24 protein-coding genes are annotated in these 24,820 nt (G+C 32.7%); 3 read left to right on the top strand and 21 right to left on the bottom strand.

From position 1 onward, the window contains the following. The first annotated feature begins 94 nt into the window (after positions 1-94). On the top strand, positions 95-958 hold the full coding sequence (gene fba, locus BBG48_RS03470; protein ID WP_068911964.1) for a class II fructose-1,6-bisphosphate aldolase: 864 nt from the start codon (positions 95-97) through the stop codon (positions 956-958). A 106-nt stretch (positions 959-1,064) separates the two neighbouring features. Here fba and spoVG read toward each other — a convergent pair whose 3' ends face one another. Together spoVG and purR are read right to left on the bottom strand one after the other, a co-directional pair. Next, on the bottom strand, positions 1,065-1,373 hold the full coding sequence (gene spoVG, locus BBG48_RS03475; RefSeq protein ID WP_068911966.1) for a septation regulator SpoVG: 309 nt from the start codon (positions 1,371-1,373) through the stop codon (positions 1,065-1,067). Between the two features lie 93 nt (positions 1,374-1,466). Beyond that, the gene (purR, locus tag BBG48_RS03480; protein ID WP_068911968.1) at positions 1,467-2,291 is read right to left on the bottom strand and encodes a pur operon repressor; all 825 of its coding nucleotides are present in this window, start codon (positions 2,289-2,291) and stop codon (positions 1,467-1,469) included. A 291-nt stretch (positions 2,292-2,582) separates the two neighbouring features. On the opposite strand from purR, the gene BBG48_RS03485 reads away from it, so the two are divergent. Continuing rightward, the gene (locus BBG48_RS03485; RefSeq protein ID WP_068911970.1) at positions 2,583-3,602 is read left to right on the top strand and encodes an HD-GYP domain-containing protein; all 1,020 of its coding nucleotides are present in this window, start codon (positions 2,583-2,585) and stop codon (positions 3,600-3,602) included. Between the two features lie 12 nt (positions 3,603-3,614). Then, a complete protein-coding gene (locus BBG48_RS03490; protein ID WP_068911972.1) occupies positions 3,615-4,703 on the top strand; it encodes an HD-GYP domain-containing protein in 1,089 nt (362 codons plus the stop codon). Between the two features lie 329 nt (positions 4,704-5,032). On the opposite strand, the gene thrS is transcribed toward BBG48_RS03490, so the two are convergent. The 19 genes from thrS to BBG48_RS03585 all read right to left on the bottom strand — a co-directional run bounded on the left by thrS (position 5,033) and on the right by BBG48_RS03585 (position 24,418). Next, positions 5,033-6,949, bottom strand: coding sequence for a threonine--tRNA ligase (gene thrS / locus BBG48_RS03495; protein ID WP_068911974.1), 1,917 nt, complete (start codon positions 6,947-6,949; stop codon positions 5,033-5,035). A gap of 52 nt (positions 6,950-7,001) precedes the next feature. Further along, a complete protein-coding gene (locus tag BBG48_RS03500; protein WP_068911976.1) occupies positions 7,002-8,987 on the bottom strand; it encodes a fructose-bisphosphatase class III in 1,986 nt (661 codons plus the stop codon). A 14-nt stretch (positions 8,988-9,001) separates the two neighbouring features. Further along, the gene (gene ftsY / locus BBG48_RS03505; RefSeq protein WP_094754354.1) at positions 9,002-9,946 is read right to left on the bottom strand and encodes a signal recognition particle-docking protein FtsY; all 945 of its coding nucleotides are present in this window, start codon (positions 9,944-9,946) and stop codon (positions 9,002-9,004) included. After that, entirely contained in the window at positions 9,913-10,332 is a 420-nt protein-coding gene (locus BBG48_RS03510) for a hypothetical protein (protein WP_068911980.1), read from the bottom strand. Before BBG48_RS03510 ends, ftsY begins: the two co-directional genes overlap by 34 nt. Positions 10,333-10,341: 9 nt before the next feature. Beyond that, positions 10,342-10,803, bottom strand: coding sequence for a hypothetical protein (locus BBG48_RS03515; protein ID WP_068911982.1), 462 nt, complete (start codon positions 10,801-10,803; stop codon positions 10,342-10,344). Between the two features lie 36 nt (positions 10,804-10,839). Continuing rightward, positions 10,840-11,787, bottom strand: a complete 948-nt coding sequence (locus BBG48_RS03520; RefSeq protein ID WP_068911984.1) for a hypothetical protein — start codon at positions 11,785-11,787, stop codon at positions 10,840-10,842. 2 nt (positions 11,788-11,789) lie between these two features. Further along, positions 11,790-12,224: an ACT domain-containing protein gene (locus BBG48_RS03525; RefSeq protein WP_068911986.1), complete on the bottom strand. Its 435-nt coding sequence runs from the start codon at positions 12,222-12,224 to the stop codon at positions 11,790-11,792. Between the two features lie 146 nt (positions 12,225-12,370). Then, the gene (locus BBG48_RS03530; RefSeq protein ID WP_068911988.1) at positions 12,371-13,327 is read right to left on the bottom strand and encodes an AIR synthase family protein; all 957 of its coding nucleotides are present in this window, start codon (positions 13,325-13,327) and stop codon (positions 12,371-12,373) included. Positions 13,328-13,339: 12 nt separating this feature from the next. Next, complete coding sequence (gene ligA, locus BBG48_RS03535) at positions 13,340-15,364, bottom strand: NAD-dependent DNA ligase LigA (RefSeq protein WP_068911990.1); 2,025 nt, start codon at positions 15,362-15,364, stop codon at positions 13,340-13,342. Positions 15,365-15,392: 28 nt separating this feature from the next. Continuing rightward, positions 15,393-15,827 (bottom strand): 23S rRNA (pseudouridine(1915)-N(3))-methyltransferase RlmH, encoded by a 435-nt coding sequence (locus BBG48_RS03540; RefSeq protein ID WP_068911992.1) that lies wholly within the window; start codon positions 15,825-15,827, stop codon positions 15,393-15,395. A 90-nt stretch (positions 15,828-15,917) separates the two neighbouring features. Next, positions 15,918-16,508, bottom strand: a complete 591-nt coding sequence (locus BBG48_RS03545) for a hydrolase (RefSeq protein WP_068911993.1) — start codon at positions 16,506-16,508, stop codon at positions 15,918-15,920. Positions 16,509-16,556: 48 nt separating this feature from the next. After that, entirely contained in the window at positions 16,557-16,889 is a 333-nt protein-coding gene (locus BBG48_RS03550) for a hypothetical protein (protein ID WP_068911995.1), read from the bottom strand. A 213-nt stretch (positions 16,890-17,102) separates the two neighbouring features. Next, positions 17,103-17,474 (bottom strand): fluoride efflux transporter CrcB, encoded by a 372-nt coding sequence (crcB, locus tag BBG48_RS03555; RefSeq protein ID WP_094754355.1) that lies wholly within the window; start codon positions 17,472-17,474, stop codon positions 17,103-17,105. A 441-nt stretch (positions 17,475-17,915) separates the two neighbouring features. Then, complete coding sequence (malQ, locus tag BBG48_RS03560; RefSeq protein ID WP_094754356.1) at positions 17,916-19,451, bottom strand: 4-alpha-glucanotransferase; 1,536 nt, start codon at positions 19,449-19,451, stop codon at positions 17,916-17,918. After that, a complete protein-coding gene (locus BBG48_RS03565) occupies positions 19,418-20,449 on the bottom strand; it encodes a LacI family DNA-binding transcriptional regulator (protein ID WP_068911999.1) in 1,032 nt (343 codons plus the stop codon). Before BBG48_RS03565 ends, malQ begins: the two co-directional genes overlap by 34 nt. A 3-nt stretch (positions 20,450-20,452) precedes the next feature. Then, positions 20,453-21,289 carry a carbohydrate ABC transporter permease gene (locus BBG48_RS03570; protein ID WP_068912000.1) on the bottom strand — a complete coding sequence of 279 codons (837 nt, stop codon included), beginning with the start codon at positions 21,287-21,289 and terminating at the stop codon, positions 20,453-20,455. After that, positions 21,289-22,134: a carbohydrate ABC transporter permease gene (locus BBG48_RS03575; RefSeq protein ID WP_068912002.1), complete on the bottom strand. Its 846-nt coding sequence runs from the start codon at positions 22,132-22,134 to the stop codon at positions 21,289-21,291. Before BBG48_RS03575 ends, BBG48_RS03570 begins: the two co-directional genes overlap by 1 nt. Before the next feature lie 181 nt (positions 22,135-22,315). Then, a complete protein-coding gene (locus tag BBG48_RS03580) occupies positions 22,316-23,674 on the bottom strand; it encodes an ABC transporter substrate-binding protein (protein WP_068912004.1) in 1,359 nt (452 codons plus the stop codon). Positions 23,675-23,941: 267 nt separating this feature from the next. Beyond that, positions 23,942-24,418, bottom strand: coding sequence for a pyridoxamine 5'-phosphate oxidase family protein (locus BBG48_RS03585; RefSeq protein WP_068912006.1), 477 nt, complete (start codon positions 24,416-24,418; stop codon positions 23,942-23,944). Between the last annotated feature and the right edge of the window lie 402 nt (positions 24,419-24,820).

A 24,820-nucleotide genomic window follows, 5' to 3' on the forward strand; every position in this document is an offset into this window, starting at 1 on the left:
CTCCAATTTTATTTGATTATAACAGATTTTGTGCTATAATTAAAATAAATAATGATACAATTTGAATAAAAATCTATCTTTTAGGGAGGATATTATGCTAGTATCTGCTAAACAAATGCTACAAAACGCAGTAAAAGGAAAATATGCTGTTGGACATTTCAATATCAACAACTTAGAATGGGCAAAGGCTGTACTTTTAACAGCTCAGGAAAATAACTCTCCTGTAATACTTGGTGTATCTGAGGGTGCTGGAAAATATATGTGTGGCTGCAAAACTGTAGAGGCTATGGTTGAAGCCATGATTGAAGAGTTAAAAATAACTGTACCGGTAGCCACTCACCTTGACCACGGTAGCTATGAAGGAGCTAAAAAAGCCATATCAGCTGGATTTTCCTCTATAATGTTTGATGGTTCTCATTATGATTTTGATGAAAACATGGAAAAAACAAAAGAATTAGTAAAAATTTGCAACGAAAAAGGTTTATCTTTAGAGGCAGAAGTCGGTGGCATCGGAGGTGAAGAAGACGGTGTAATAGGCATGGGTGAAATTGCTGACCCTCAGCAATGCAAAAAAATAGCTGACCTAGGCATCACAATGCTTGCATGCGGTATAGGAAATATACATGGAAAATATCCTGACAACTGGCAAGGACTAAGCTTTGAAACTCTTTCAAAAATTAAAGAGGTAGTTGGAGATATGCCATTAGTTCTTCATGGCGGTACAGGTATCCCTGAAGAGCAAATAAAAAAAGCAATCTCTCTAGGTGTTGCTAAAATAAATGTAAATACAGAATGTCAATGGGCATTTGCAGATGCTACTAGAAAATACATTGAGGCAGGTAAAGATAAAGAGGGCAAAGGTTTTGACCCTAGAAAATTATTAGCTCCGGGATTTGAAGCAATAAAAGTGACAGTTAAAGAAAAAATGGAAATGTTTGGTTCTATAAACAGAGCTTAGCAATTCTTTAAAAATTCAAAATAAACAAAAAAGCTTGCACCATAGCAAAAATGGTACAAGCTTTTTTGTTAAATAAATTTATTTATTAAATAAAAGTAAAACTAGTTTAATCTACAGCTGGCTCTTTAGCCATAGACTCTTCTTCTTCAACCTCTGCTCTTTCTTTAGCAACTTCATAAGCCTCAAGAATTTTGTCTTGCAATTCTGACCTCATTTCAGAATTGATTGGATGGGCAATGTCACGAAATTCAGTTTCATTGATTTTTCTGCTAGGCATAGCTATGAAAAGTCCGCTTTGTCCTTCAATAATCTTAATATCGTGAACAACGAATGCGTCATCAAAAGTAACTGAAACAATACCTCTCATCTTTCCTTCATCAGAAAGTTTTCTGACTCTTACATCTGTGATTTTCATTTAATACTCCTTCTTTTGTTGTCATATGTAATTATGACGAAATTATGATGTGCTTATATAAAATAATCTAAGGTAATCCCTTAAATTGTTTTATCAATCCTCAAGAGATGCTAAAATATTTTCAGACGGTCTTAAAATATTTTTCCCATCCCCTTCATCTAAAGTCAAAAGACTTCTACAACCACTAATTTTTTTAATTCTTGGCTCTTTCGTTTCTATAATTACCATACTAGATAATACAGACACATCAAACTGCTCCATTAACTCACACATTCCCTTTATAGTACCGCCGCCACGCATAAAATCATCAATTAAAATGACCTTTGTTCCTCTTTTAATACTCTTTATAGGCAATGACATAGTCTGAATTTTTGAGTTGTTCTTGCCAGTAATATATGTAATATTAATAGATGGCCCTTCAGAAATCTTGGTATTTTTCCTGATGATTAAAAGTGGCAAATTCATCATCTTAGCTGTCATAATTGCCATGGGAATACCTTTTGTTTCAATCGTCACAAGATAATCAGCTTGTGAATAATCTACCGAACCGGAAAAGATTTTAGCTATTTTTTCAACCGTATACGGGTCGTAAATCAAATCAATCAGGTATAAAAAACCACCCGGCAAAATTCTTTCTTTTGATGAAAGTTTTTCTGCCAAACTCTGCAAAAAAACTTTTGCATCATCTTTATACAAAGTAGGTATGTATTTAACCCCACCAGCAGCACCCGCTACAGTGACAATCTTACCCAGCTTTTGGTCATCATAAACCGACTTTAGATTATTTATATCCGTGCTGATAGTAGACTTAGCTGAGCCAAACCTATGTGTAAAATAACTAAATGAAATAATCTTGTTTGGATTATCAGAAAGTATCTTAGAAATAGCTGACAATCTAAGACCTTTTTTAAGTCTCATTAATAATTACCTTCCTAAATCATGTAAGCAAATGTACACTATTATATTATTCTAAATTGTTCCTAAAGTCAACAAAAAAATATATAATTTATTTGGAAAATACATAAAGAAATTATACTAAATTCTTTAATTATTCTTTAATTTTTTCTATATTTCAAAAAACTAGATTTATATAATATCAAATTAATACACATATATATGCAATTTATAAAAATTTAAGTTGATAAGTTAGTCAATTAAGGTTATAATAGGATATATGATTTTATCAACAATATTTCTAGGAGAGTTCAAATGAGTGATGTGTCTGTAAATAACTTAGAACGAGGTATGATTGTCAATAGCGATATATTTAGCAAACGTGGGTCACTTTTATTATACAAGGGTTTCAAAATTGAAAACCCTGACCTTGTATCTATAGTCCTACACAGAAATGGCATTAACTTTATATCAATTAAAGATACTGATGAAAATGTCATTGAAACAGTTAAAGAAACTGATAGAATCTCAAGACAGGTCGTAGAAGAGGTCGAAGAATTTAAGGCAGACTTTAACAAGGTAGTTGAAAATCTTGTTGAAGAAATAGATGATTTCACAGAAAATAAAGATATTTCCCAATTGACAGAGCTTGACAAAGCTGAAGATATTGCAAAAGATAATCATGACTCAGTGCTAACTATTTTTCAATTAGTTGAAAGAGTAAAAACTGAAAATAGCAACAAATATTCCGATACCTTACAAGTATCCTTACTATCCTATGCTATAGGAGCATGGATGGGTCTTGAAGAAGATGAGTTGACTGACTTATCAAAAGCTGCAATGCTTGCAGGAGTATTCACTATTGCAGGTATAAACAGTGAAAATCAAAACGAACTAAAGGGCACTGACAGCATATCTAAAAATGTTCTTAAATCTGCCCTTTCAACTAGAGAAAGAAGTAATGGCTCAGGACCATTAGGTCTTTCCGGTGAAGAAATTCCTTACTATGCAAGAATAATTGCTATTGCTGATGTTTTCCATGCACTTACCACAAGTAATGAATTACATGAAAAACTATCTATATTTGACGCTTTAAAAGTTATGCAAAACGATTACTTCCCTTTACTTGACCCAAAGATTTTATATATCTTCTTGCACAGAGTTGCAAACAAATACATCGGTTCTACTTTAAGACTTTCAGATGGTACAAGCGGAGTAGTAGTATTTGTACCGGAAAATCAGATTATGCTACCATTTATAAAAACAGCTGATGGTCAAATAATTAATTTACAAAGTGACATGTATAAGAACAATAAAATAATAGAAATATTATAATGGTGAAGTTAAATGAGAATACCAATTAGGGATTTAAAAGAAAACATGATTATAGACGAAGATATATTTACCTCCTTGGGGTCATTAGTACTTTCAAAGGGTTCTGCCGTCAATGACCATGATAAAATGATACAGCTTCTAAAAAACAATAACATAAAAAAAATAAAAGTATTAACCTTGCAGGATAGCTCACAGGCTGTATCTGATGCCTTAAAAGAATTCTATGCTGATGATATAGAAAAAGTAAATGAGATAAGAAATTTCATAGAAGAATTTACTAAATGTGTCAACAGGTTTGAATCGGAAGTTATCGAAAATTTAATTACTAAAGGTAATAAGGCTGATGCTGAGCTTTTGCTGGAGGAGGCCTTTAGCACTACATACGATAGTACTTTAAATGTATTTCAGCTACTGCAAAAACTAAAAAATTCATCAGATGTTACTTTTACACATTGTAACTCCGTTGCTCTCATGTCATACACCATCGGTTCTTGGATGAAGATGAATGACGATGACTTGAAAGAGTTATCTTTAGCTGCACTTTTTTCCGATATAGGTAAATATAACATTCCAAAAGAAATACTCACAAAAAAAGGCAACTTAACTTTCACTGAATTTGAGGCCATAAAGCAACACGTTGATAATTCAGTAACAATACTATCAAATGCCGGCTTTAATAATAGAATAATTGACGCTGTAAAGTTTCACCATGAGCGTGCAGACGGCTCAGGGTATCCATATGGCTTAAAAGGCGACCAAATTCCTACATTTTCTAAAATCATTGCCCTTGCTGATATTTTTGTCGCACTTACTTCTAGTAGACCATATAGAAATAAATATACACCTTTTGATGCGATACATATATTAGAAACTGATTATATGCAAAAAATTGACATTGTAATCTTATCCAAATTTATCAATAAAGTTGCATCAAACTATATTGGAAATCCTGTAAAATTGTCCAATGGCAAATTAGGTGAGATTTTATTTATTAATACAAATGCTCCATTAAGACCAATTATAAAAATTTCCGATACAAAAGATTTAATTGATTTGTCATCAAAATACTTCGCAGATTTAGAAATTGAAGAGTTTTTATAAAAATACACTTAGCCTACCTTTTTGGTAGGCTTTTTAATTAATAAGTTTTTGTTATAATTGCTACAATATTTTTAAGGAAAGATATTTTAATTATGTATCTTATACTAACTTACATAAGAAAATGTAGTATTCATTTTTATTATAAAAATTTTTGCATAAGGTATTAGCATAAATTTCTTTTTAATATGTATGCTACAATTTTCAAAGTAATTTAGTATTAGGTATTAGTATAGGTTAGTATTAAAACAAAAAGTGATAGCATGGCTGATATTCATATTTAAATGAATATCAGATTGCTATCACTTTTATTATATTTTAGTTTTATTTGCTTATTTGCTTAAAATCTTTTTTGTTTCAACTTCTTCTTTTAATTTAGTTATAAAATCTTGAATACTCATTGCACCAAGTTCTCCCATATCTCTGCTACGAACGGATATATTGGAAGATTCTACCTCTTTTTCACCTATTACAAGCATATAAGGAACTTTTTCCAATTGGGCTTCTCTGATTTTAAATCCTATTTTTTCTGCTCTTGTGTCTAATTCTACTCTAAAGCCTTGTGCTTTAAGCTCTGCTGCAACTTTTTTAGAGTAGTCTAGGAATTTGTCAGATATTGGTAAAACTTTTATTTGCACCGGAGCAAGCCAAGCAGGGAATTTACCGGCGAAGTGTTCGATTAATATTCCTATAAATCTTTCCATACTTCCAAACACTGTTCTATGAATCATGATAGGACGTTGTTTTTCGTCATTACTGTCAGTATATGTCATATCAAATCTTTCAGGCAACTGGAAGTCTAGCTGTATAGTACCACACTGCCATGTTCTGCCTATAGCATCTTCTAGATGGAAGTCTATTTTAGGTCCGTAGAAAGCTCCATCTCCTTCATTAACTACATAGTCAACGCCTTTTCTCTTCAGTGCCTCTATAAGTCCATTTGTTGCAATCTCCCATTGTTCTTCCGTACCCATAGAATTTTCAGGTCTAGTGGAAAGCTCAACGTGATATTTAAATCCAAATATATTGTAAACGTAGTCTTCTAATTCCATTATTCCAACTAATTCGTCAGTAACCTGAGATGGTAATACATAAAGGTGAGCATCGTCTTGGGTAAATGTTCTAACTCTCATCAAGCCGTGAAGTGCTCCTGATAATTCATGTCTGTGGACTTGTCCCATTTCAGCCCATCTAAGTGGTAGGTCTTTGTAGCTGAATTTATGTGAGTTGTAAATCAAGATTGAGCCTGGACAGTTCATGGGTTTTATAGCATAATCAGCATCATCTATTTTTGTAAAATACATATTTTCTTTATAATGGTCCCAGTGACCTGACTGATGCCATAGTGCTTCGTTTAATATTAGTGGTGTCTTGATTTCATCATAGCCTCTTTTTGTATGCTCTTGTCTCCAAAAGCTTTCAAGTATATTTCTAAGAACCATTCCTTTTGCATGGAAAAATGGAAATCCCGGTCCTTCTTCGTGCATTGAGAACAAGTCAAGCTCTTTACCAAGTTTTCTGTGGTCTCTTAGCTTCGCCTCTTCAAGCATATTTAGGTAATCGTCCAAGTCTTTTTTCTTTTCAAACGAAATGCCGTATACTCTTTGTAATTGTTTATTTTTAGCGTCCGCTCTCCAATATGCACCGGCTACTGATGTGAGTTTGAAAGCTTTAACATACTTAGTGCTCATAAGATGTGGTCCGCTACATAGGTCGATATATTCTCCTTGTGTATAGATAGATATAGCAGCATCTTGCGGTATGCCTTCAATTATTTCTATTTTATATGTTTCGTTTCTTTTTTTGAATAAATCAAGAGCATCTTGTCTAGATAATTCACTTCTTTTTATTTCCAAGTTTTCTTTGACTATTTTTTTCATTTCTTCTTCTATTTTAGTCAATTCCTCTTGTGTAAGTGGAGTATCTAAATCTATATCATAATAAAAACCATTGTCTACAGCAGGTCCTGTACCTAGCTTAGCTTGCGGATATAGTCTTTTTATAGCTTGAGCCATTATGTGCGTGCTTGTATGCCAAAAAACTTCTTTTCCTTCTTTATCTTCAAATTTTAAAAATTCAAGATTGCTATCTTTGTCGATGACGGTTGTAAGGTCTTTGCTTTCGCCATTCACTTTTACAGCTAGTACACTTCTTGCAAATCCATCGCTTATGCTCTTTGCCACATCTAATGCACTTACTGGAGCGTCATAGCTTTTTTCGTTCTTGCCTTGTAATGTAATTTTAATCATTTTTTCCCCTTAATTTTGTTAAATTTTATTAATTTAAAAAATATATTATTTATCAATCCTTTGGTTTTAATATACCCTTTTTGTAAGCATTTATCAGCATCTCTAAATCATATATTTTTGATTGCAGTGTTTTACCTATATCTGTATCTTTTACTCTTTTTCTTGAGGTCAATTGCTCTACAACCTGCTTTGTAGATTTTATATCAAAGCCCTCTCTAAGAACTTTTTCAACTGATTCAAATGGCTTGTGACTTATTAGTGTCAGTCCGTAAGAATTATATGTTAGAGTAAATCCGGCTATTCCTGTATTTTTTTGATATGCCTTTGAAAAGCCTCCATCAATTATTAAAAGTTTGCCTCCGGCTCTTATTGGATTTTCACCCTTGGATACTCTAACTGGTGTATGTCCGTTGACTATATGGCTGTCAGCTCCTTTTAACCCAAAATCCTCCAAAATGCTTTTAGCTATAGTGCCGTCATCTACCTTCATCAAGGTGTAGTATGGAGAATATTTTTCTTCGTGTGACTCTTTATCATCAATAAAATATCTCTCAAAGGTGGTCATTTTATCTTTACCAAAAAGAGTTGAGTCCTCATTACACCATAAGAACCACAAAAAATCAGTAACTTTTGGATTATTTCTGCGGTCAAAGTAAGCTTGTCTTGCCAATTGGTCGTATTTATCCATTAAACTTTTGCCTGAGAAGTATTCGCCATTAATTTTCTTTTTCTTTAATGTACCATCTTCGTTTAACAGTATGCAGGCATGGAATAATAAATTCTCATTGAATATTGTATACATACTACCCTTTGCATATAAAAATCGTATATGCTTTCTCAGCTTATCACTATTGGTAAAATTCTTACAAAGTGTGTCTATAACATACTGTTCCTCCTTGGTTAGCTGAGCCGGATTATCTTTATCTATTGTGGGAAAATACACATCATTTAAGGTGTATGCTTTGCCCTCTATTTTGACTGTCTTGCCCGCCAAGTCAATATCTCTTAATACACGTCTGTTTTCCATGTTATATTCAGGATGCTGGCTTATGATTTGGTCTTCTACTTTAAACTGAATGATAGAAATTGCCTTGTGCATTTTTGCAAATAGTTTTTTATTTACATCAAAGGCTTCGCCCCTTGACTCCTTAGGCATAAAATCTTTACATTCATCGTTAGCATATACCTTGCTTGCAAAGGTTATTAGTGGGAGTAGACTTATTCCGTAGGCATTTTCCAGTGTGTCATCATTTGCATATCTGAGCGATATTCTTACTACATTTGCTACGCAAGCCGGATTTCCTGCCGCTGCTCCCATCCATAGGACATCGTGATTTCCCCATTGAATATCCACATCTCTTTGCTCCATAAGATTGTCCATGACTTTATCAGGAGCAGGTCCTCTATCAAATATGTCGCCTATAATGTGCAGATGGTCTACAACTAATCTTTTGATTACTTGTGAAATTTGTATGATGAATAAGTCCGCTCTTTCATATTCAACTATGGATGCAATTATTTCGTTATAATACTCTTTTTTGTTAAATCTATGCTCATCTTCTTGTAGTAGCTCTTCCATAATATATGCAAAGTCACTTGGTAGCATCTTTCTTACCTTTGACCTAGTATATTTTGAGGCGGATGCTCTAGCTACTTTTATAAGCCTGTAAATTGTCAGCTTATACCAGTTTTCAAGTATCAGCTGGTCTTTTTTTTCTGATTTGATAAGGTCAAGTTTTTGCTGAGGATAATAAATAAGAGAGGTCAGCTCTTCTAAATCCTCTATGCTCACTGTTGAACCAAGTTCTTCGTAAACTTTTCTTCTCACTGTACCTGAGGCATTTTGCATAACATGGTTAAATGCTTCCGCTTCGCCGTGTATATCTGTCAAAAAATGTTCTGTAGCTTTAGGTAAATTCAAGATAGCTTTAAGATTTACTACTTCTCTTACAGCAGAGGTAATGTTTGTGAAAGTGTTTGATAATAAATTTAGATATTTTATATTATCATACAATACTTCTTTTGGAATATCTTTCATATAAATTCCTTCTTTTATTTAGACTTTTCAAAAATGGCGTCCACAAAGTTTTTAGCATCAAAAATCTGCAGGTCTTCTACTTTTTCTCCAACTCCAACAAATTTAACCGGTACTTTATATTCGTCTATTACTGACAAAATTATTCCGCCCTTTGCTGTACCATCTAGCTTGGTTAATACTATACCATCCAGCTTGGTCACTTCTCCAAAGGTACTTACTTGATTAAGTGCATTTTGTCCTGTTGTAGCATCTATTACTAATAAGACTTGTTTTTTTGCTTCAGGGTATTCTTTATCTACTGTTCTAATTATTTTTTCAAGCTCTTTCATCAAATTTTTCTTATTGTGCAGTCTACCGGCTGTATCACAAATAAGTACGTCTGTTCCCTGAGACTTAGCTTTTTGAACCGCATCATAAATAACTGCGGAGGGGTCCGCTCCTTGACTGTGAGAAACAACTGTCGTGCCTGCACGTTCAGCCCAAACCTCCAATTGTTCTTCTGCAGCTGCTCTAAATGTATCTCCGGCAGCAAGTAAAACTGATTTGCCTTCATTTTTTAATTTTAATGCAATTTTCCCTATTGTGGTGGTTTTACCTACTCCATTTACTCCAACGACTATTATTACAGATTTTGAAGAGGTATCCAGCGATGAATTATTGTCTTGTATAAGCTCATATACTGTATTTTTTAGCTCATCGTGTACCTTATCTACTTCTGTTACACCATGCTTTTTGATGTTTTGTTTAAGTTTTTCTACGATGTTTAGTGTGGTTTCATAGCTTATATCACTAGTTATCAAAACTTCTTCTATTTCTTCATATAAATCTTCATCTATTTCTATATGGTTCTTGAATAAATTGTCAAACTTGTCGCTAAAATTTTGTCCTGTCTTTTGTAGACCTTGTTTTAATCTTGCAAAAAAACCTAAAGATTTTGACTCATCTTTTTTTTTTCTAATTCTTCACTTGCTGCTACATCTTCTTGTTTTATTTGTGTAGCTACGCTCTGATTTTGAGCTGCGAACCTATCCATATCTGCTTTTACAGTCTCTGCCTCATAAAGATTGGAGTTTGGAATGTATATATCTTCTATTGGTGCTGATTTTACTGCTGTATTAGTTTGACTATTTGCTGCGTTTGCATGACCCTGAACAATTTTTTTCTCCAACATATCTTCAAAATATTCTGTTTGCTTTGAGTCATAATTTGGTTCTTCTTTTAAAAGGTCTTCATTTGGTATTTTTTTATCTTGATTTAAAAACATACTTTTATCAGAGTTGTCTGTTTTTGATGTGCTATTTTCTTCTGCTTTTTTGTTAAATCCAAAAAAATCTTTTAATCCCATTTTATTCTCCTAATTTAAATATTTAGATTTGCCTGTTTGCTGAACATAGGCAATTTTTTTTCTTTTAATTCTTAAATCTCTTCTGTCCTCATCACTAAAATCGACTAATAATACAAACATTATATCGTATCTGTAGTCTAAAAATGTATATGGTTCATAGTCTACACTTACGTTGTCTATGCCTAGACTTAACCTTATTTCATCCTCTATCTTTTGTGTGATGCTGCCTATTATTAATGCAGCCTCATCGTCTATTAAAATCATATCCTCAAGCTCTATATATTTTATATCGCCTTGTGAGTCTATTATGCCAACGTGCATATTTTTCGCACTGATTTTACAATCATATACAAAAACATCTTTATAAGAAAAATCATCTGTTACATCTACCAAGCTGATATTTGCCGGCAGAGCTTTTTTTATAATTGGTAGTAGGTCTTTGCCAGTCACTTTCGTAGCTGTATTACTCATATGACCTCCTTGATATTAAATTGTTAAATTTAGTTTCTATTTTTCTTTTTCAGTCTCTAGTTTGTTGTTTGTATCGCCTTCTTCAGGTCTGTCTTCTTTTGAATATATGACATTTAGCTTACCATCTTTATATTCAAAACCTGTAAACCATTTTAGATACTCATTGTCAGCCTCTATCAAAATATCTTGATTTCCTGAGCCATTAATATCCATTATGCTCATTTTTGGATACATACCTCCGTCAGTATCTTTTGGTAATCTACCTACTATACTACCCTTTTTGCTGCCCAATACAACATATAAATTTTTATAATATTTTTGTGTGTATTCTTCCTTGTCACCAATAAGTAAGATGCTTGATGCATCTCCTCCAAGTACCTTTTTATCATTGTCTATTCTTTGAATAACTGTAGGTCTTGCACCTAGATTGTGTCCATCAGGGTTGGCATAATATTCTAATTTCATTTTTACAAAGGCTTGACCTTGGTCGTATAAAAGGCTGTATCTTGTAGAGTCTTTTATCCAATGTGTATAGCTTTCTTCTAACGGCTTAGATTTATCAAACAGTGAGTCATAAAAAGGTGTGCCTAACTCTACTTTCATTTCTTCATATACTGCCTTGATGTCATCTTTTTTTACCGGTAGGTTTATCTGATAAATTCTATCTTGCAGTCCATAATAATATCTTGCTTTGAAGTCTTTATTAAACCAATGCTGATCATAGTCAATATATTGGTTGTCATAGTTTGAGCCGTCACCTTGTGTGCCTTCACCAAATTTAAGGGTTAAATCACTTTTAACCATAGAAAAAGCATCAAATGGCAAAATCGGAAATTTATTTTCTTCGGCTTTTTCGCTAACCTGACCATCTTTACTTAACTGAGGCATACTTTTGTAATACATTGTATAGCTTACTGCTACCAAAAGAGCCACTAATATTGTTGCAATAATAATTATTTTCTTGAAATTTTTTTCTTCTAACATATTTACTCCATTGCTAATAATTTTACTTCTAAAACTTCATTTTTTTGCTTTATCTTGTCTAATATAGTAGCTACAGGATTTAGCATCTGTGAAATGTCAGCTGTAATTGTAAGAGTAGCAACTCCGTTAATTGGTATTGTCTGATTTATAGTAAGTATGCTTGCCTTTTGTTTGGCAAAAACTTCCAGTATCTCTGATAAAATTCCAGTCACATTTTTTAGGGAAAATTCCATCGTAGCTATGTTTGAACTAATTGTATCGGAAGTATCAAAGACGAAATCCTTGTACTTATAGTAAGAGCTGCGGCTAATACCGGATTTTTTTACAGCGTCACTAACTCCCTTGGCTTTGCCGGAGACTAATAGCTGCTTTGCCATTACTACTTTTTCATATACATCCGGTAAGACTTTGCTATCTACGAGCAACAATTTTTTCATAACATCACCTTATTTCATCAAAATAAACTTAAATTGTCTTTAATTATATCACATTTGTGTTCATAGTTAAATACTCCTAGAGCAATTTGTAAAATCCTGATGTGTTCAATTATAAAAATTTTGATTATTTTTACATTAAATATTTTCTACAAAACCCTATATATTTCATCAGTTACAATGTTTTGATTTTGAAGTATTTTTTCAGATTTTCTTTGAGTAAGTTGTCCAATTAGAGTGTACTTTATACCATCTATTTCGCATGGTAATTTTTCATTTGAAATTATAAGCATACTGCCACTGGAGATTAATTTTAACGGGTTGATTTTAAAATGTTCGCATATCTTTTTTGTGACTTGCGTCAAAGGCATTTGCTTGTCATAAAGCTCATAGGATAATTTTAAATTTTCCGATAACTCACTTAATGCCCCTATTAATCCGCCCTCTGTTATGTCGTGCATTAAGCATATGTCTTTTTCTTTAACCAAATTTGCATCTTTAGTGACTGAAAGTAGCTTTATATATGAATGTGCCTCTTGTATTTCACTGTCTGTCAAAATTTCTTTTAGCTCTTCTTGTTTTTCTTTTGCTATTATATATGAACCTTCAAGTCCTAAATTTTTAGTAACATAAATGTATGAGCTTAACTTTGGATTACTTCTATTTAGATATTTGTGCATATTTATTTTTCCAAAGGCTGTAATTGAAACAATCGGCTTATTTACAGAGTCCGTAAATTCTGTATGTCCTCCTATAACCTGCACGTTATTATTTAGACATTCGTCAAGCACTTGTGCCGATATTTTTTCCAGTTCTTCTACACTGCTATGACTTGGCATAAGTATTGTTACTGTCACTCCAAAGGGCTCTGCCATTGCTGCCGCAATATCATTTAAATTGATTATTACCGCAAGCTTGCCTATATTTTCTGTAGTAGCTGTTATCGGGTCTGTAGATACGCAAATTAAGTCATCAGAACGTATAATTCCACAATCTTGACCAATCGCAGGTGTTGTCAAAACTTCTTTTCTTTTTCTTTCAATGTTATTAAATATGATTTTTTTTAACAAGTCTGAGCTTAGTTTACCATTATTTTTCTGTTCCAACTTTTTATCCCTCTAACTGTTGATTTTATTTAATACTTCGTCTACACTATTTAATTTAGTTATCTCATCAAATTCATTTTCGTCTATGACCTTCACTCCAAGCTCATTTGCTTTTTCAAGCTTTGAGCCTGCATTTTCTCCAGCTATGACAAAAGCTGTTTTCTTGCTGACTGATGAAGACAGTTTTCCACCTCTTTTTTCAACTTCTTCTTTTATACCATCTCTTGTATATTTTAAAAGCGTTCCTGTAGCAACAATTGATAAGCCATCTAATATATTGGATACGTTTTTATTTTCTAGTGGAGTAGGATTTAGTCCAAGCTCTTTTAATTCGTTTAAAATTATTTCATTTTTTTCTGATGCAAAAAAATCGACTATGCTTTGTGCCATTAGACTGCCTATTTCGGGTATCTGACTAAGCTCCTGATGTGTAGCTACTGATAATGCTTTTATATCTTGATAATTCGTAGCAAGAATTTTTGCCGCATTTTTACCAATAAGTCTAATGCCAAGTGCAGATACAAAGCTGTCGAAAGGTGCTGTCTTAGAATTATTTATGGCATCAATTAAATTTTGTGCAGATTTTTCAGCAAATCTAGGTAATTTCACTAAATCTTCTACTGTCAATCTATATATGTCTGTAATGTCATGTATCAAGCCTTCATCATAAAGCTGCTCTGCTATCTTTTCTCCAAAGCCGTCTATGTCCATTCCCGCTTTTGATACAAAATGTATTATTCTTCGCTTTTGCTGGGCAGGACAGGCTATATTCGTGCATTTCCATGCAGCCTCTCCCGGCAGTCTTACTGTTTGTTCACCACAAGATGGACATTTGTGTGGCATTACAAATATTTTTTCTTCGCCGGTTCTTGCTCCCTTATCTACTTCGTATACTTCAGGTATTACTTCACCGGCTTTTTGTAGATATACATAATCTCCAATCCTGATATCTTTTTCTTTGATATAGTCCTCATTATGAAGTGTGGCTCTTGATACAAAGCTACCTGATATTGCAACTTTATCCAGTACGGCAGCGGGTGTTATAGCTCCTGTTCTGCCTACTTGGGTTATTATATCTAAAACTTTTGTACGTACTCTTTCAGGCGGGAATTTATAGCTGGTTGCCCATCTAGGTGTTTTTGATGTAGAGCCAAGCTCCGCTCTTAATCTAAAATCATCGACTTTTATAACCATACCATCTATGTCAAATGGAAGTTCGTATCTTTTATCCTTCCACTGGTCAATCACTTCGATAATTTTTTCTATATCCTCTGTTAAAATTAATTCTTTTATTACATGAAAGCCTAATTTTTCTATATAATCTATGGAGGCTTTGTGGGAGCTTATCCCTTCCACGTCATGTTCAAGGTTGAATACGAAAATATCAAGCTTTCTTTTTGCGGTTATTTTTGGATTGAGCTGTCTAAGTGAGCCTGCCGCCATATTTCTTGGGTTTGCAAAAACTTTTAAGTCATTTTCTTCGTTGTACTCATTTATGTCATAAAATACCTGCCTTGGTATAAATACCTCACCTCTTACTTCTATGTCAACATTTTCTGTCAAAACTAGCGGAATGGATTTAATTGTTTTTACATTTTGTGTCACATCTTCGCCTATGCTGCCGTCTCCTCTTGTAGCTGCTTGGACTAAAATCCCGTTTTTATAGGTAAGCATTACTGACAAGCCATCTATTTTGAACTCCAAAACATATTTTGCATTTGGATATTCTTGTTTTATTTTTTTGTCAAAATCTCTTAATTCATCATAAGAATAAGTATTTGCAAGTGACATCATCTGTCTTGAGTGTACCACTTGCTCAAATTTGCTGAGTGCTTTGCCTCCTACTCTATTAGTAGGGGAGTTTGGAGTCTTTAGCTGAGGATATTTTTCTTCAATATCCATAAGCTCTTTTAGCAGCATATCATAATCATAGTCAGATATCTCCGGTGAGTCATTTACATAATAAAGCTCATTGTTTTTATTTATAATTTTTTTTAATTCTTCTACTCTTTGTCTAGCTTTTTCCAATTCCTGCATACAATCTCCTGAATTATTTTTTATCAGACTAGCTGTTTATTTGCTCTAACATAATTAACCTTATAAGTGCGTGTGGAAATGTCATATCTGAAAAAGATATTTTCTTATTGGAAAGATTGCTCACCTTTTGTGATAGACCAACCGAACCTCCGATTATAAAACAAATATCCCTGTCTATTTCATCAATTATACCTTTAATGCTTTTAATTTTTTTACCTTTTATTTCCAATGTTACTATATAAGTATTTTTTGGAATACTTGAAAGTATCCTTAAAGCCTCTTTCTCCTTGATTTTTTCTATCTCAGACGCTCTTTGCAGCTTGTCATTTTTTTCTGACTCAATTTCTATAATGTTTACATTGTAATTATTATTTGTTTTATAGAGTATCCGTTTTTCGGTATTTTTAAACGGTGTTGATTTTAATTTTCCCACACAAATCAGATAAATATTTTTTTTATTCATAACTTTTAAATTTTACCATAATATACAAATTTTTTCACTAAAAAACCGCCTCATATTTTTAAATTAAATATAAGGCGGCATTTTTATAAGCTAAATATTTTTTAATTGCTCCTCAACATCATTTTCAGTGTGCTGCATTGCCTCTAAGGTAATGGCTAAAACTTCGTCCAAATCCTTTCCCATCATTTGTGCCCCTTTTATGATGACATCTCTGTCACAACCGGCAGCAAATTTTTTATCCTTAAATTTCTTTTTAAGGCTCTTTAACTGCATATCGCTAGTAGATTTTGACGGACGCATAAGTGCTGCTGCACCAACAAGTCCTGTAAGCTCATCAACAGCAAATAAAGTTTTTTCCATATCGTGTTCAGGCTTAATTTCTACCCCGTGCATACCATAGGCGTGAGAGCAAATTGCATTAATCATATCTTCTGAAACGCCCTCAGGTGCAAGCAAACTAGGTGCTTTAGAGCAATGCTGCTCCGGATACATTTCCCAGTCAACATCGTGCATCAAACCAACTAACTCCCAGTAATCTTTTTCGTCTTTATATCCAAGTTTTTCTGCTAAATAGCCCATTACTGCTCCTACAGTCAACCCATGGCGTAAGTGGAATTCTTCCTTGTTGTATTTTTTTAAAATTTCTATCGCTTTTGCCTTATCAATCGCTGAAACTCTCATATTTTCTCCTTGTTTTAGAAATACCCGAGGAAATCCTCGGGTAAAAGATTATCTTGATATAGTGTTATGTTTTTTATACTCACTATAGCTGGACGCACGATTGTATGTAACTACTCTATTAGAGTACGAATGAACCCTGTCTTGGTTTTTTGTTGCTCTTTGTGACTTCGATGTCTGCTTAGCCAAATCATTTTTGCTAACTAAAGCTTGTTTTTTTCGATTAGATTTTGAAGTCTGCCTTTTTATTGTGTAATCTACATCAAAGTCTGAATTTTCGTAAACATGGTCATAGCTAAAAAATCCATTATAAACTTTATATCCAAATGCTCCAAATCCGGCAGTTATCGCTACTACCAACAACCAATTACTAAATGCTACCAATTGCAGACCCCCTTAGTACGACAATTAATTTAAATGTGATAAAATCGATTTAGTTTAGTATCAATTAAAATAATTTAATTGAGTAAATAATATTATCTCATATTTTCAAAAAAATTCAATACCTTTAAAATTAAAAATTAAAAAAATTAAGTTTAATTTAAACATTAAAGTTTACTTAATCGATTTTCTCCCTTAATTATTAAGGTCAAAAATTTATCTCACTAAATAATATCCCAATGCCACAGACAAAATCCCAAAAATACTACTTAATAGCATATAAATTAAAGCTGTTGAATAGTTGCCTTTTTCTAATAAACTAAAGGTTTCCAATGAAAATGTTGAAAATGTTGTAAACCCTCCGCAAATACCAGTTTTTAAAAATAATACCATTTGCGGACTAAGGCTGGAGTTTTTTAGATTAATCGCTGAAATTAGACCAATTACAAATGAACCGACAATATTTGTTATAAAAGTATTTATAGGAAAAGTCCCAAGACTTAATTTACTAAGATTTACAAGGCTAAGCAAGTATCTTGCAAATGCCCCTAACCCACCACCTAAAAATACATAAAAATAGCTAGACATTAAATACCCTTTCATTGTTTTTATGAAAAAATTTAAAGAAAATAATACTATTTTATAGATACATCAAGCAAATATATAATTACTTACTATTGTTTCGTAGCCTAATTTTAATATAGAAATTATTAATATCTGCCTTTTATATACATTTATCTTCAGCTTGATATTTCTTAATCGCATCAAGTATGAAAGTCTTTTCTTTTTTTCCAATAGCCTTACACTTAGCTTTATATATTTTATTGTTACGCTAACTCCCCATCATTCAAGATTATATTGGTTTGATGATGTCTCATAGCAATTTTTATTAAAGAAAAAAATATGCCGGAAAATCTCACCCATAATTATTCGTAGAAATGTTTAAATAAGATGTGTTGCATTTACTTTGGCATTGTTATATTTAGTTTGACAACTAACCACCCACCAAAATATAATCCCATTTATAAGCTATATTCTGTTTGTTTCCTTCAATAAATTCCTTATAAATTCTTTTTTAGCTTTCAGCTCATCCATTGATGTGAATTTATAAGTCCAGTTTATGTTATTGCAAGTGCCCGGGGTGTTTATTCTTGCCTCATCTCCATAGCCTACTATGTCTTGAAGTGGTAAGATGGCATAATCTGCATTGTGTTTGAGTGTGTAATGTGTCAATTTGTCTTCAAATTTTTCCTCTAAACAACCTTCTGATTTTAACACTCTCATGACATATTTTTGTCTTTCAGGGCAAAGAGCCTCATACCATGATTTCATGGTCATGTTGTCGTGAGTACCGGTATAGACTATCATATTTTTTTTGTCAAAGTTTTCCTTTGATTTTTTGGATTTAGTCATTTTTCTTCCATCAAATGAATATTGTATGATTGTCATACCCTTTAGGTCGAAGTAATCTCTAAAATCAAAGACTTCTTGCCTTAAATCTCCCAAATCCTCTGCTACAAATTCTAGACTTGGGAAAAATTTGATTATTTTTTCAAACAGGTCATACGCTGGTGCTTCAACCCAAACACCTTTTAATGCTGTTTTATTGCGGCTATTTATCTTCCAATATGTCTCAAAGCCTCTGAAGTGGTCTAGTCTTAATATATCATAAAGCTCTGAGCTATATCCTATTCTGTCTATCCAAAATTGGAAGTCATTTTCTTGGATATACTCCCAATCGTATACAGGATTGCCCCATCTTTGTCCGGTCTTACTGAAATTATCCGGTGGTACTCCTGCTATAAATTTGGGGTTGCCATTTTTGTTGAGCAAAAAGCATTTTTTATTTTGCCATACATCTTGGCTGTCTAGTCCAACATAGATGGGTATGTCTCCCATTATTTCTATTTTTTTTGCATTGGCATAGCTCCTCAATTCTCCCAATTGTTTGTAAAAGATATATTGCTCAAACAATTTAAAATTGATTTCGTCTTTAAATTCTGTTAAATCCAAGCTCTTATCATCAACCCAATTTTTCATAGAGTCAGACCACTTGTTCCAAACTGCAAAGTTATTATGCTTTCTAAATGTCATAAACACTGCATAATTATATATAAATTCATTTTTTATAAATTGCTTGTAGTCATCATCAGGCTCAAAATTTTTAAAAGCCTCTCTTAGATATTTTTCTTTAAAGGCTCTTACTTTTATAAAATCAACTTTTTTGTCTTGGGGAATTTTAGGTATATCACTTTTGATTAAATTTATCCTCTTTAATTTTTCTAAGCTGATGTAAATCTCATCGCCTGCAAAGGAGGAATAAGGCTGATATGGTGAATTACCATAGCCAAGAGGATTAAGAGGCAGTATCTGCCATATTTCAAAGCCAATTTCAGACAAAATATCTACAAATTCAAAGGCTGCATCACCAAAGTCTCCTATACCTTCATCTCCGTTTAGTGCAGATACAGGGAGCAACACTCCAGCCTTTCTGTCACTTTTTAATTCTACTTCCCTTATAAATTTTTGTCCTAATCTATTTTTCTTGTTGTTTGACCTACCCATAACTCACCATCAAATTTAATTATTTTCTGTTTATTATTGCCATTTTGTATCATATCAAATAAGACATCACAGGCACTACTTGCTATTTCTTCTATAGGCTGCTTGATTGTAGTGATTGACGGAGTGATAAACCTATTTATCCTTAGTCCGTCAAAGCCTACTATTGAAAAATTATCAGGGATTTTGTATCCAATTTCCAATAATTTTTTCGTAATTCCTATAGCAATTGAGTCCGAAATAGCATAGATTGCAGTAAAATCTTTATTTATCTTTAAAATATTTTCTATAATGTCGTATCCATGCTCAAAATTATATGGATTGACATTTTTATCTGCAAAAAAAATCAAATTGTCCACTACAGGCAATTTATTATCTTTTAAAGCTGCGATGTAGCCATTTTTTCTAAGCATACCGATACTTTTGTCGTCTTTTCTTGCTCCAACGAATGCGATTTTTTTATGTCCTAAAGATATTAAATAATTCACTATCTTTTTGCTCTCTTCAAAATCGTCCACTCCGATAAATGCACAGTTTGGCATTATGATATCTTTGTTTAAAATCGTACTTATTACAAAGGGTACTTTTATTTTTTTGAGTTTTTCCTCATTTTGCACAAAGAACCCCCCTAAAAAAATAATTCCCTTTAATTTTTCTTCGTTTATCAGTTTTAAAGCAACTGAAATTTCGTCCTCATTTTCTTCTATTTTATAAAATGAAAAAGTGTACCCATTAGAGTTTATTTTACTTTCTATGATACTAAACATCGGAAGATAAAACGGATTTGAAAGTCCCTTTATAAGCACAGCTATCACATTAGACTCTGTAATTTTAAGACTTCTAGCGTTGGAGTTTGGGATATATCCCAGCTCATCAATTGCTGATAAAATTTTATTCTTAGTCTCAGGATTTATATCGTCTTGATTATTGATTGCCCTTGATACTGTACTGACGCTGACATTACATTTTTTTGCTACATCTCTGATAGTTATTTTTGACATAAGCTAACCTTTTACTGCCCCTGCAGAAACACCTTTTATGATGTATTTTTGTGCAGACAAATAAAACACTATAATAGGTATTATATCTAACACCAGCATAGCCATCATAGCACCTAAGTCCTTGTTACCATTTGAGCCAACTAACATCTGTATTACTACAGGCACTGTCTTATATTTCGTACTTACCCCTATTACTAGATATGGCAGTAGATAATCGTTCCATATCCACATAGCATTTAAAATAGCTACAGTTATAGCTGTAGGTTTTAATATTGGAAATACCACATAGAAAAACTGTTTTAACGGAGTGCAGCCGTCTATCACCGCCGCCTCTTCTATTTCTACTGGTATTGACTTAATAAATCCGCTAAACATAAACACAGAAAGTCCACTACCAAAGCCTAAGTATAATACAATCATTCCAAGCGGATTGTTCAGATGCAAAACATCTGCAATCTTTATTGTAGGGAACATTACCATCTGAAATGGAACAATCATAGAAAATGCAAACATATAATATATAGCCTTTGTCCATTTATTTTTAACTCTAGTTAAGTAATAGGCTGTCATAGAAGAAAACAGCACTATAACCAATACAGATATTATTGTTATGAAAAAAGACCAGCCGATAGCTTGGAAAAATCCGGTTCTAATAAGACCCTCCACATAATTTTCAAGACCTACAAAGCTATCGCCGACAGGAATTGAAAAAGGGGAGTCGCTGATGAAAAATTTACCCTTAAAAGAATTCATCACTATGAAAAATATTGGATACAGAAATAAAATCATTAACACAAGCATTACAAAAAATAAAACTTTATCTATAGCCTTTTCTTTCATTAATTTTCTACCTCCTTATCCCTAGTAAATCTAAGCTGTAGGTATGCAATGACTGCAACTATGATAAAAAATACCACAGCCTTTGCCTGTCCGACACCCTCAAAGCCATTTCTTGAAAACATAGTGTCTACAATGTTCATAGCCAGCATCTGAGTCTTTTTAAGCGGAGCACCCGCAGTCAAGGCTAAGTTTTGGTCATATAATTTAAAACTATTAGCAAGTGTCAAAAATAGACAAATCGTAATCGATGGCATTACCATAGGTATTGTAACATTAAATAGAGTATCCTTACTGTCCGCACCATCTATCTTTGCCGCCTCAATCAACTCCTGAGGAACATTTTGCAAACCGGCTATATATATTACCATCATATATCCTATCATCTGCCAGTTCATCAGTAAAACCAACCCGATAAATCCATATTTTGCATTTGCCAGCAAGGTCTGCCCAAATTGCAACAGTATTGCATCCAGCATTACCTGCCATGTATAACCTAAAACTATTCCCCCAATCAAGTTAGGCATAAAAAATACACTTCTAAACAAATTAGTCGCCCTTATTTTCCTTGTGAGGATAAGTGCTATTGTAAATGCAAATACATTTACAGTAATAATGCTTACAATAGTAAACACTGATGTGAATGCAAAAGCTTTAGAAAAACCCTGCCCTTTTGAAAAGGCAATCACATAATTAGATAATCCAACAAATTTTGCATTAAAAATTGTTGTAAATTTTGAAAATGATAAAATTATCCCAAGTATAAACGGAACAATAAACACTACTAGAAAAACTAGAAGAGTTGGTAATACAAATATCAGAAAGTGTTTTTTTAAAATCTTTTCCATAATTTACTCCCAATCGAATATTTTGTATTGTCTTATAAAAATATTAAAAGGTATGCCCTTACACAATTTAATACTAAATTACGCTCAAGCACTCTGTAGAGATTTTCCTACCTTCACACGCTCATCAAATTACAATTTAAGGAAATGGGAATCCCATTTCCTTAAATTTTTAGTTTTTTTATTACTGCTGAGTCATTTCTTTTTCAGTTTTCCATTCATTTATAAATAATTCTTTTACTTCATCAAAAGTCATATTCTTTGATGCGTACTGACCAAGTGCTTGACCGAAAGTGTCTTTGAATGCTTGGCTAGGGAATGAAGTAAAGTTCCAGTTTACATTGTATAAATCTTTGTTAGCCATATATTTTACTACTTCTTTTGCTAGAGGGTCTTCAGGACGTTCAGTGTCATTAAATGTATCAAACGGAGCTATAAATCCTAAATCCTTAGTTACATAAGCCTTACCTTTTTCACTTGTAAATAACCAATTTAAGAAATCAATAGATGCTTTTTGATTTTCAGGTGTTGTCTGAGAGTTTACAGAAAAGAAGTTTTCTGTACCAACGCAAATACTTTGTTTTTCTTCGCCCTCTACACCTGTATATATAGGTAAGAATTTGATATTTTCAGGTTTTACTTTATTCCCGCTAACTCCTGAGATTTGACTCCATGCCCAGTTACCGTTTTGTACCATCACGCATTGTTCAAGAGCAAATTCAGCCATAGAGTCTGTAACTGATTTTCCAGTTAAAACAGATGGGTCTACAGTAGAGTTATTGATGTATAAATCAAAAATGTTTTTGTAGTTTTCAGCATATTTAAATGTAACCTCTGCTTTGTCACTTACCTTGTCATCTCTGTATTCATAGAATATAGGTAAGTTTGCTAAGTGAGTTTGCCATCTCCAGTCTTCGCCCGGTTTTAAAGATGTGCTTGCAAATACACCTTCTATTCCTAAATCAGCTTTTTTAGCCTGCATATCTTCTGTTACTTCTTTCAATTTTGCAAAATTATTTATTTCGTCAACAGATTTTACCTTTGCCCCATCTAATCCAATGTATTTTTGCATTAAAGCATCGTTGTAAATTATTCCGTAGCCTTCAACTACATAAGGGATACCAAATACTCCTTCGCCGTCTTTAACCGCTAATTCTTTATCTAATAAATGCGAATAAATTTCTGAGTCTTTTAAATCAAGTGTGTAATCCTTCCAGCTTTGATACCCAACAGGTCCATTAATTTGGAAAAGTGTAGGTGCATCTGATTTTGTCATTTCTGATTTAAGTGTAGTCTCATAAGTACCGCTTGCCGCAGTTACAACCTTTACAGGTACGCCTGTTTCTTCAGTATATGTTTTTGCAACATCGTTCCATATAGTTTCAACCTCCGGTTTAAAGTTAAGATAATATACACTTCCCTTGCCCGCATCAGCAGCGGCGTCCTTTTTTTCAGGAGCAGTAGTATTTCCTCCTCCACAAGCCGTTAGTGCTAGCATAGTAGCCGCACTTAAAAATGCCAAAACTGTTTTTTTGAACCTCATAAACATCCTCCTAATATTTAACCGCATTATGTTAACGTTAACATAAACGCTATATTAATTTTCGGTAACGTTACCGATATAATAAATATATATTAATATATTTTTACAAAATGGTCAATAGTTATTTGAAAACATTTTCATTTTTCAAATTTTCACGCTAATGTCACTCATTTTATAAACTAATGTAACTGTCCAATATATATAAACCCAACTCTATTTTAAATTACATATCTGTAATAAATACTATATCAAAAGTTATTTTAGAATTTATGACTCCTTTACTAATTTTCCACTCATATGCTCAATTTCCACTTCAAAACAAGCTACTCTTTTTAAAGACCTTTCTAAAGCTCCTTTTACAAATTCTTCATCATCAGTAAATTTATCACTTAGTTTTTTCAATACGTCAATAATGATATCTATATCTACAATTTCTTTTGCTTTCCCAAATATTATTACACTTTTTATATGAAGTGGCCATTCACCTTCTATTAGATAGCCTTCATCATATGTGCAATAACAAACCTTGTTGCATTTTTTTATTGCATCTATTTTATGTCCTTCTTTTGCACAGTGAAAGTATAATTTATTTTTTTCTTCGTCATAGTAATGGTCTATAGGTATGCCATAAGGATATCCATCATCACCTATTACAGATAAAACCCCGCGTTTTTGCAATTTTAATAAACTTATACAGTCCTCATTGGAAATTTGCTGATTTATTCTTCTCATTTCTCTAAACATCAGTTTGCTCCTTTAATTTCTTTAATATGAATATTTTTTAATTTACCCTGATTTTTTAAATATATTTACTGTAAATTTATAAGCCAATTTTTATCAATCAACCATGACTTGACATTTTGAAATATTTAAAGTAAAATTTATTAAAGCTATAAAAGGAAGAGTAAAAAAAATATAGGTTCACAGAGAAATTACTGATTGGTGAGAGGTAATGGCTGAAGATTTTTTTGAAAATCACCCTTTTGCTGAGATTTTGAAACAACTTACGTTGTCTAGATTTCTCCGTTTGTCTTGACGTTACCAAGAGGTGCTTTATTTAGCACACACTTGTCGGTGGTATAGCGAATTTTCGTCCTGCAATAGCAGGGCTTTTTTATTATATGCCGGCAAATCAGTTCGATTTTT

The sequence above is a fragment of the Criibacterium bergeronii genome (assembly GCF_001693775.2).
Classification (GTDB): domain Bacteria; phylum Bacillota; class Clostridia; order Peptostreptococcales; family Filifactoraceae; genus Peptoanaerobacter; species Peptoanaerobacter bergeronii.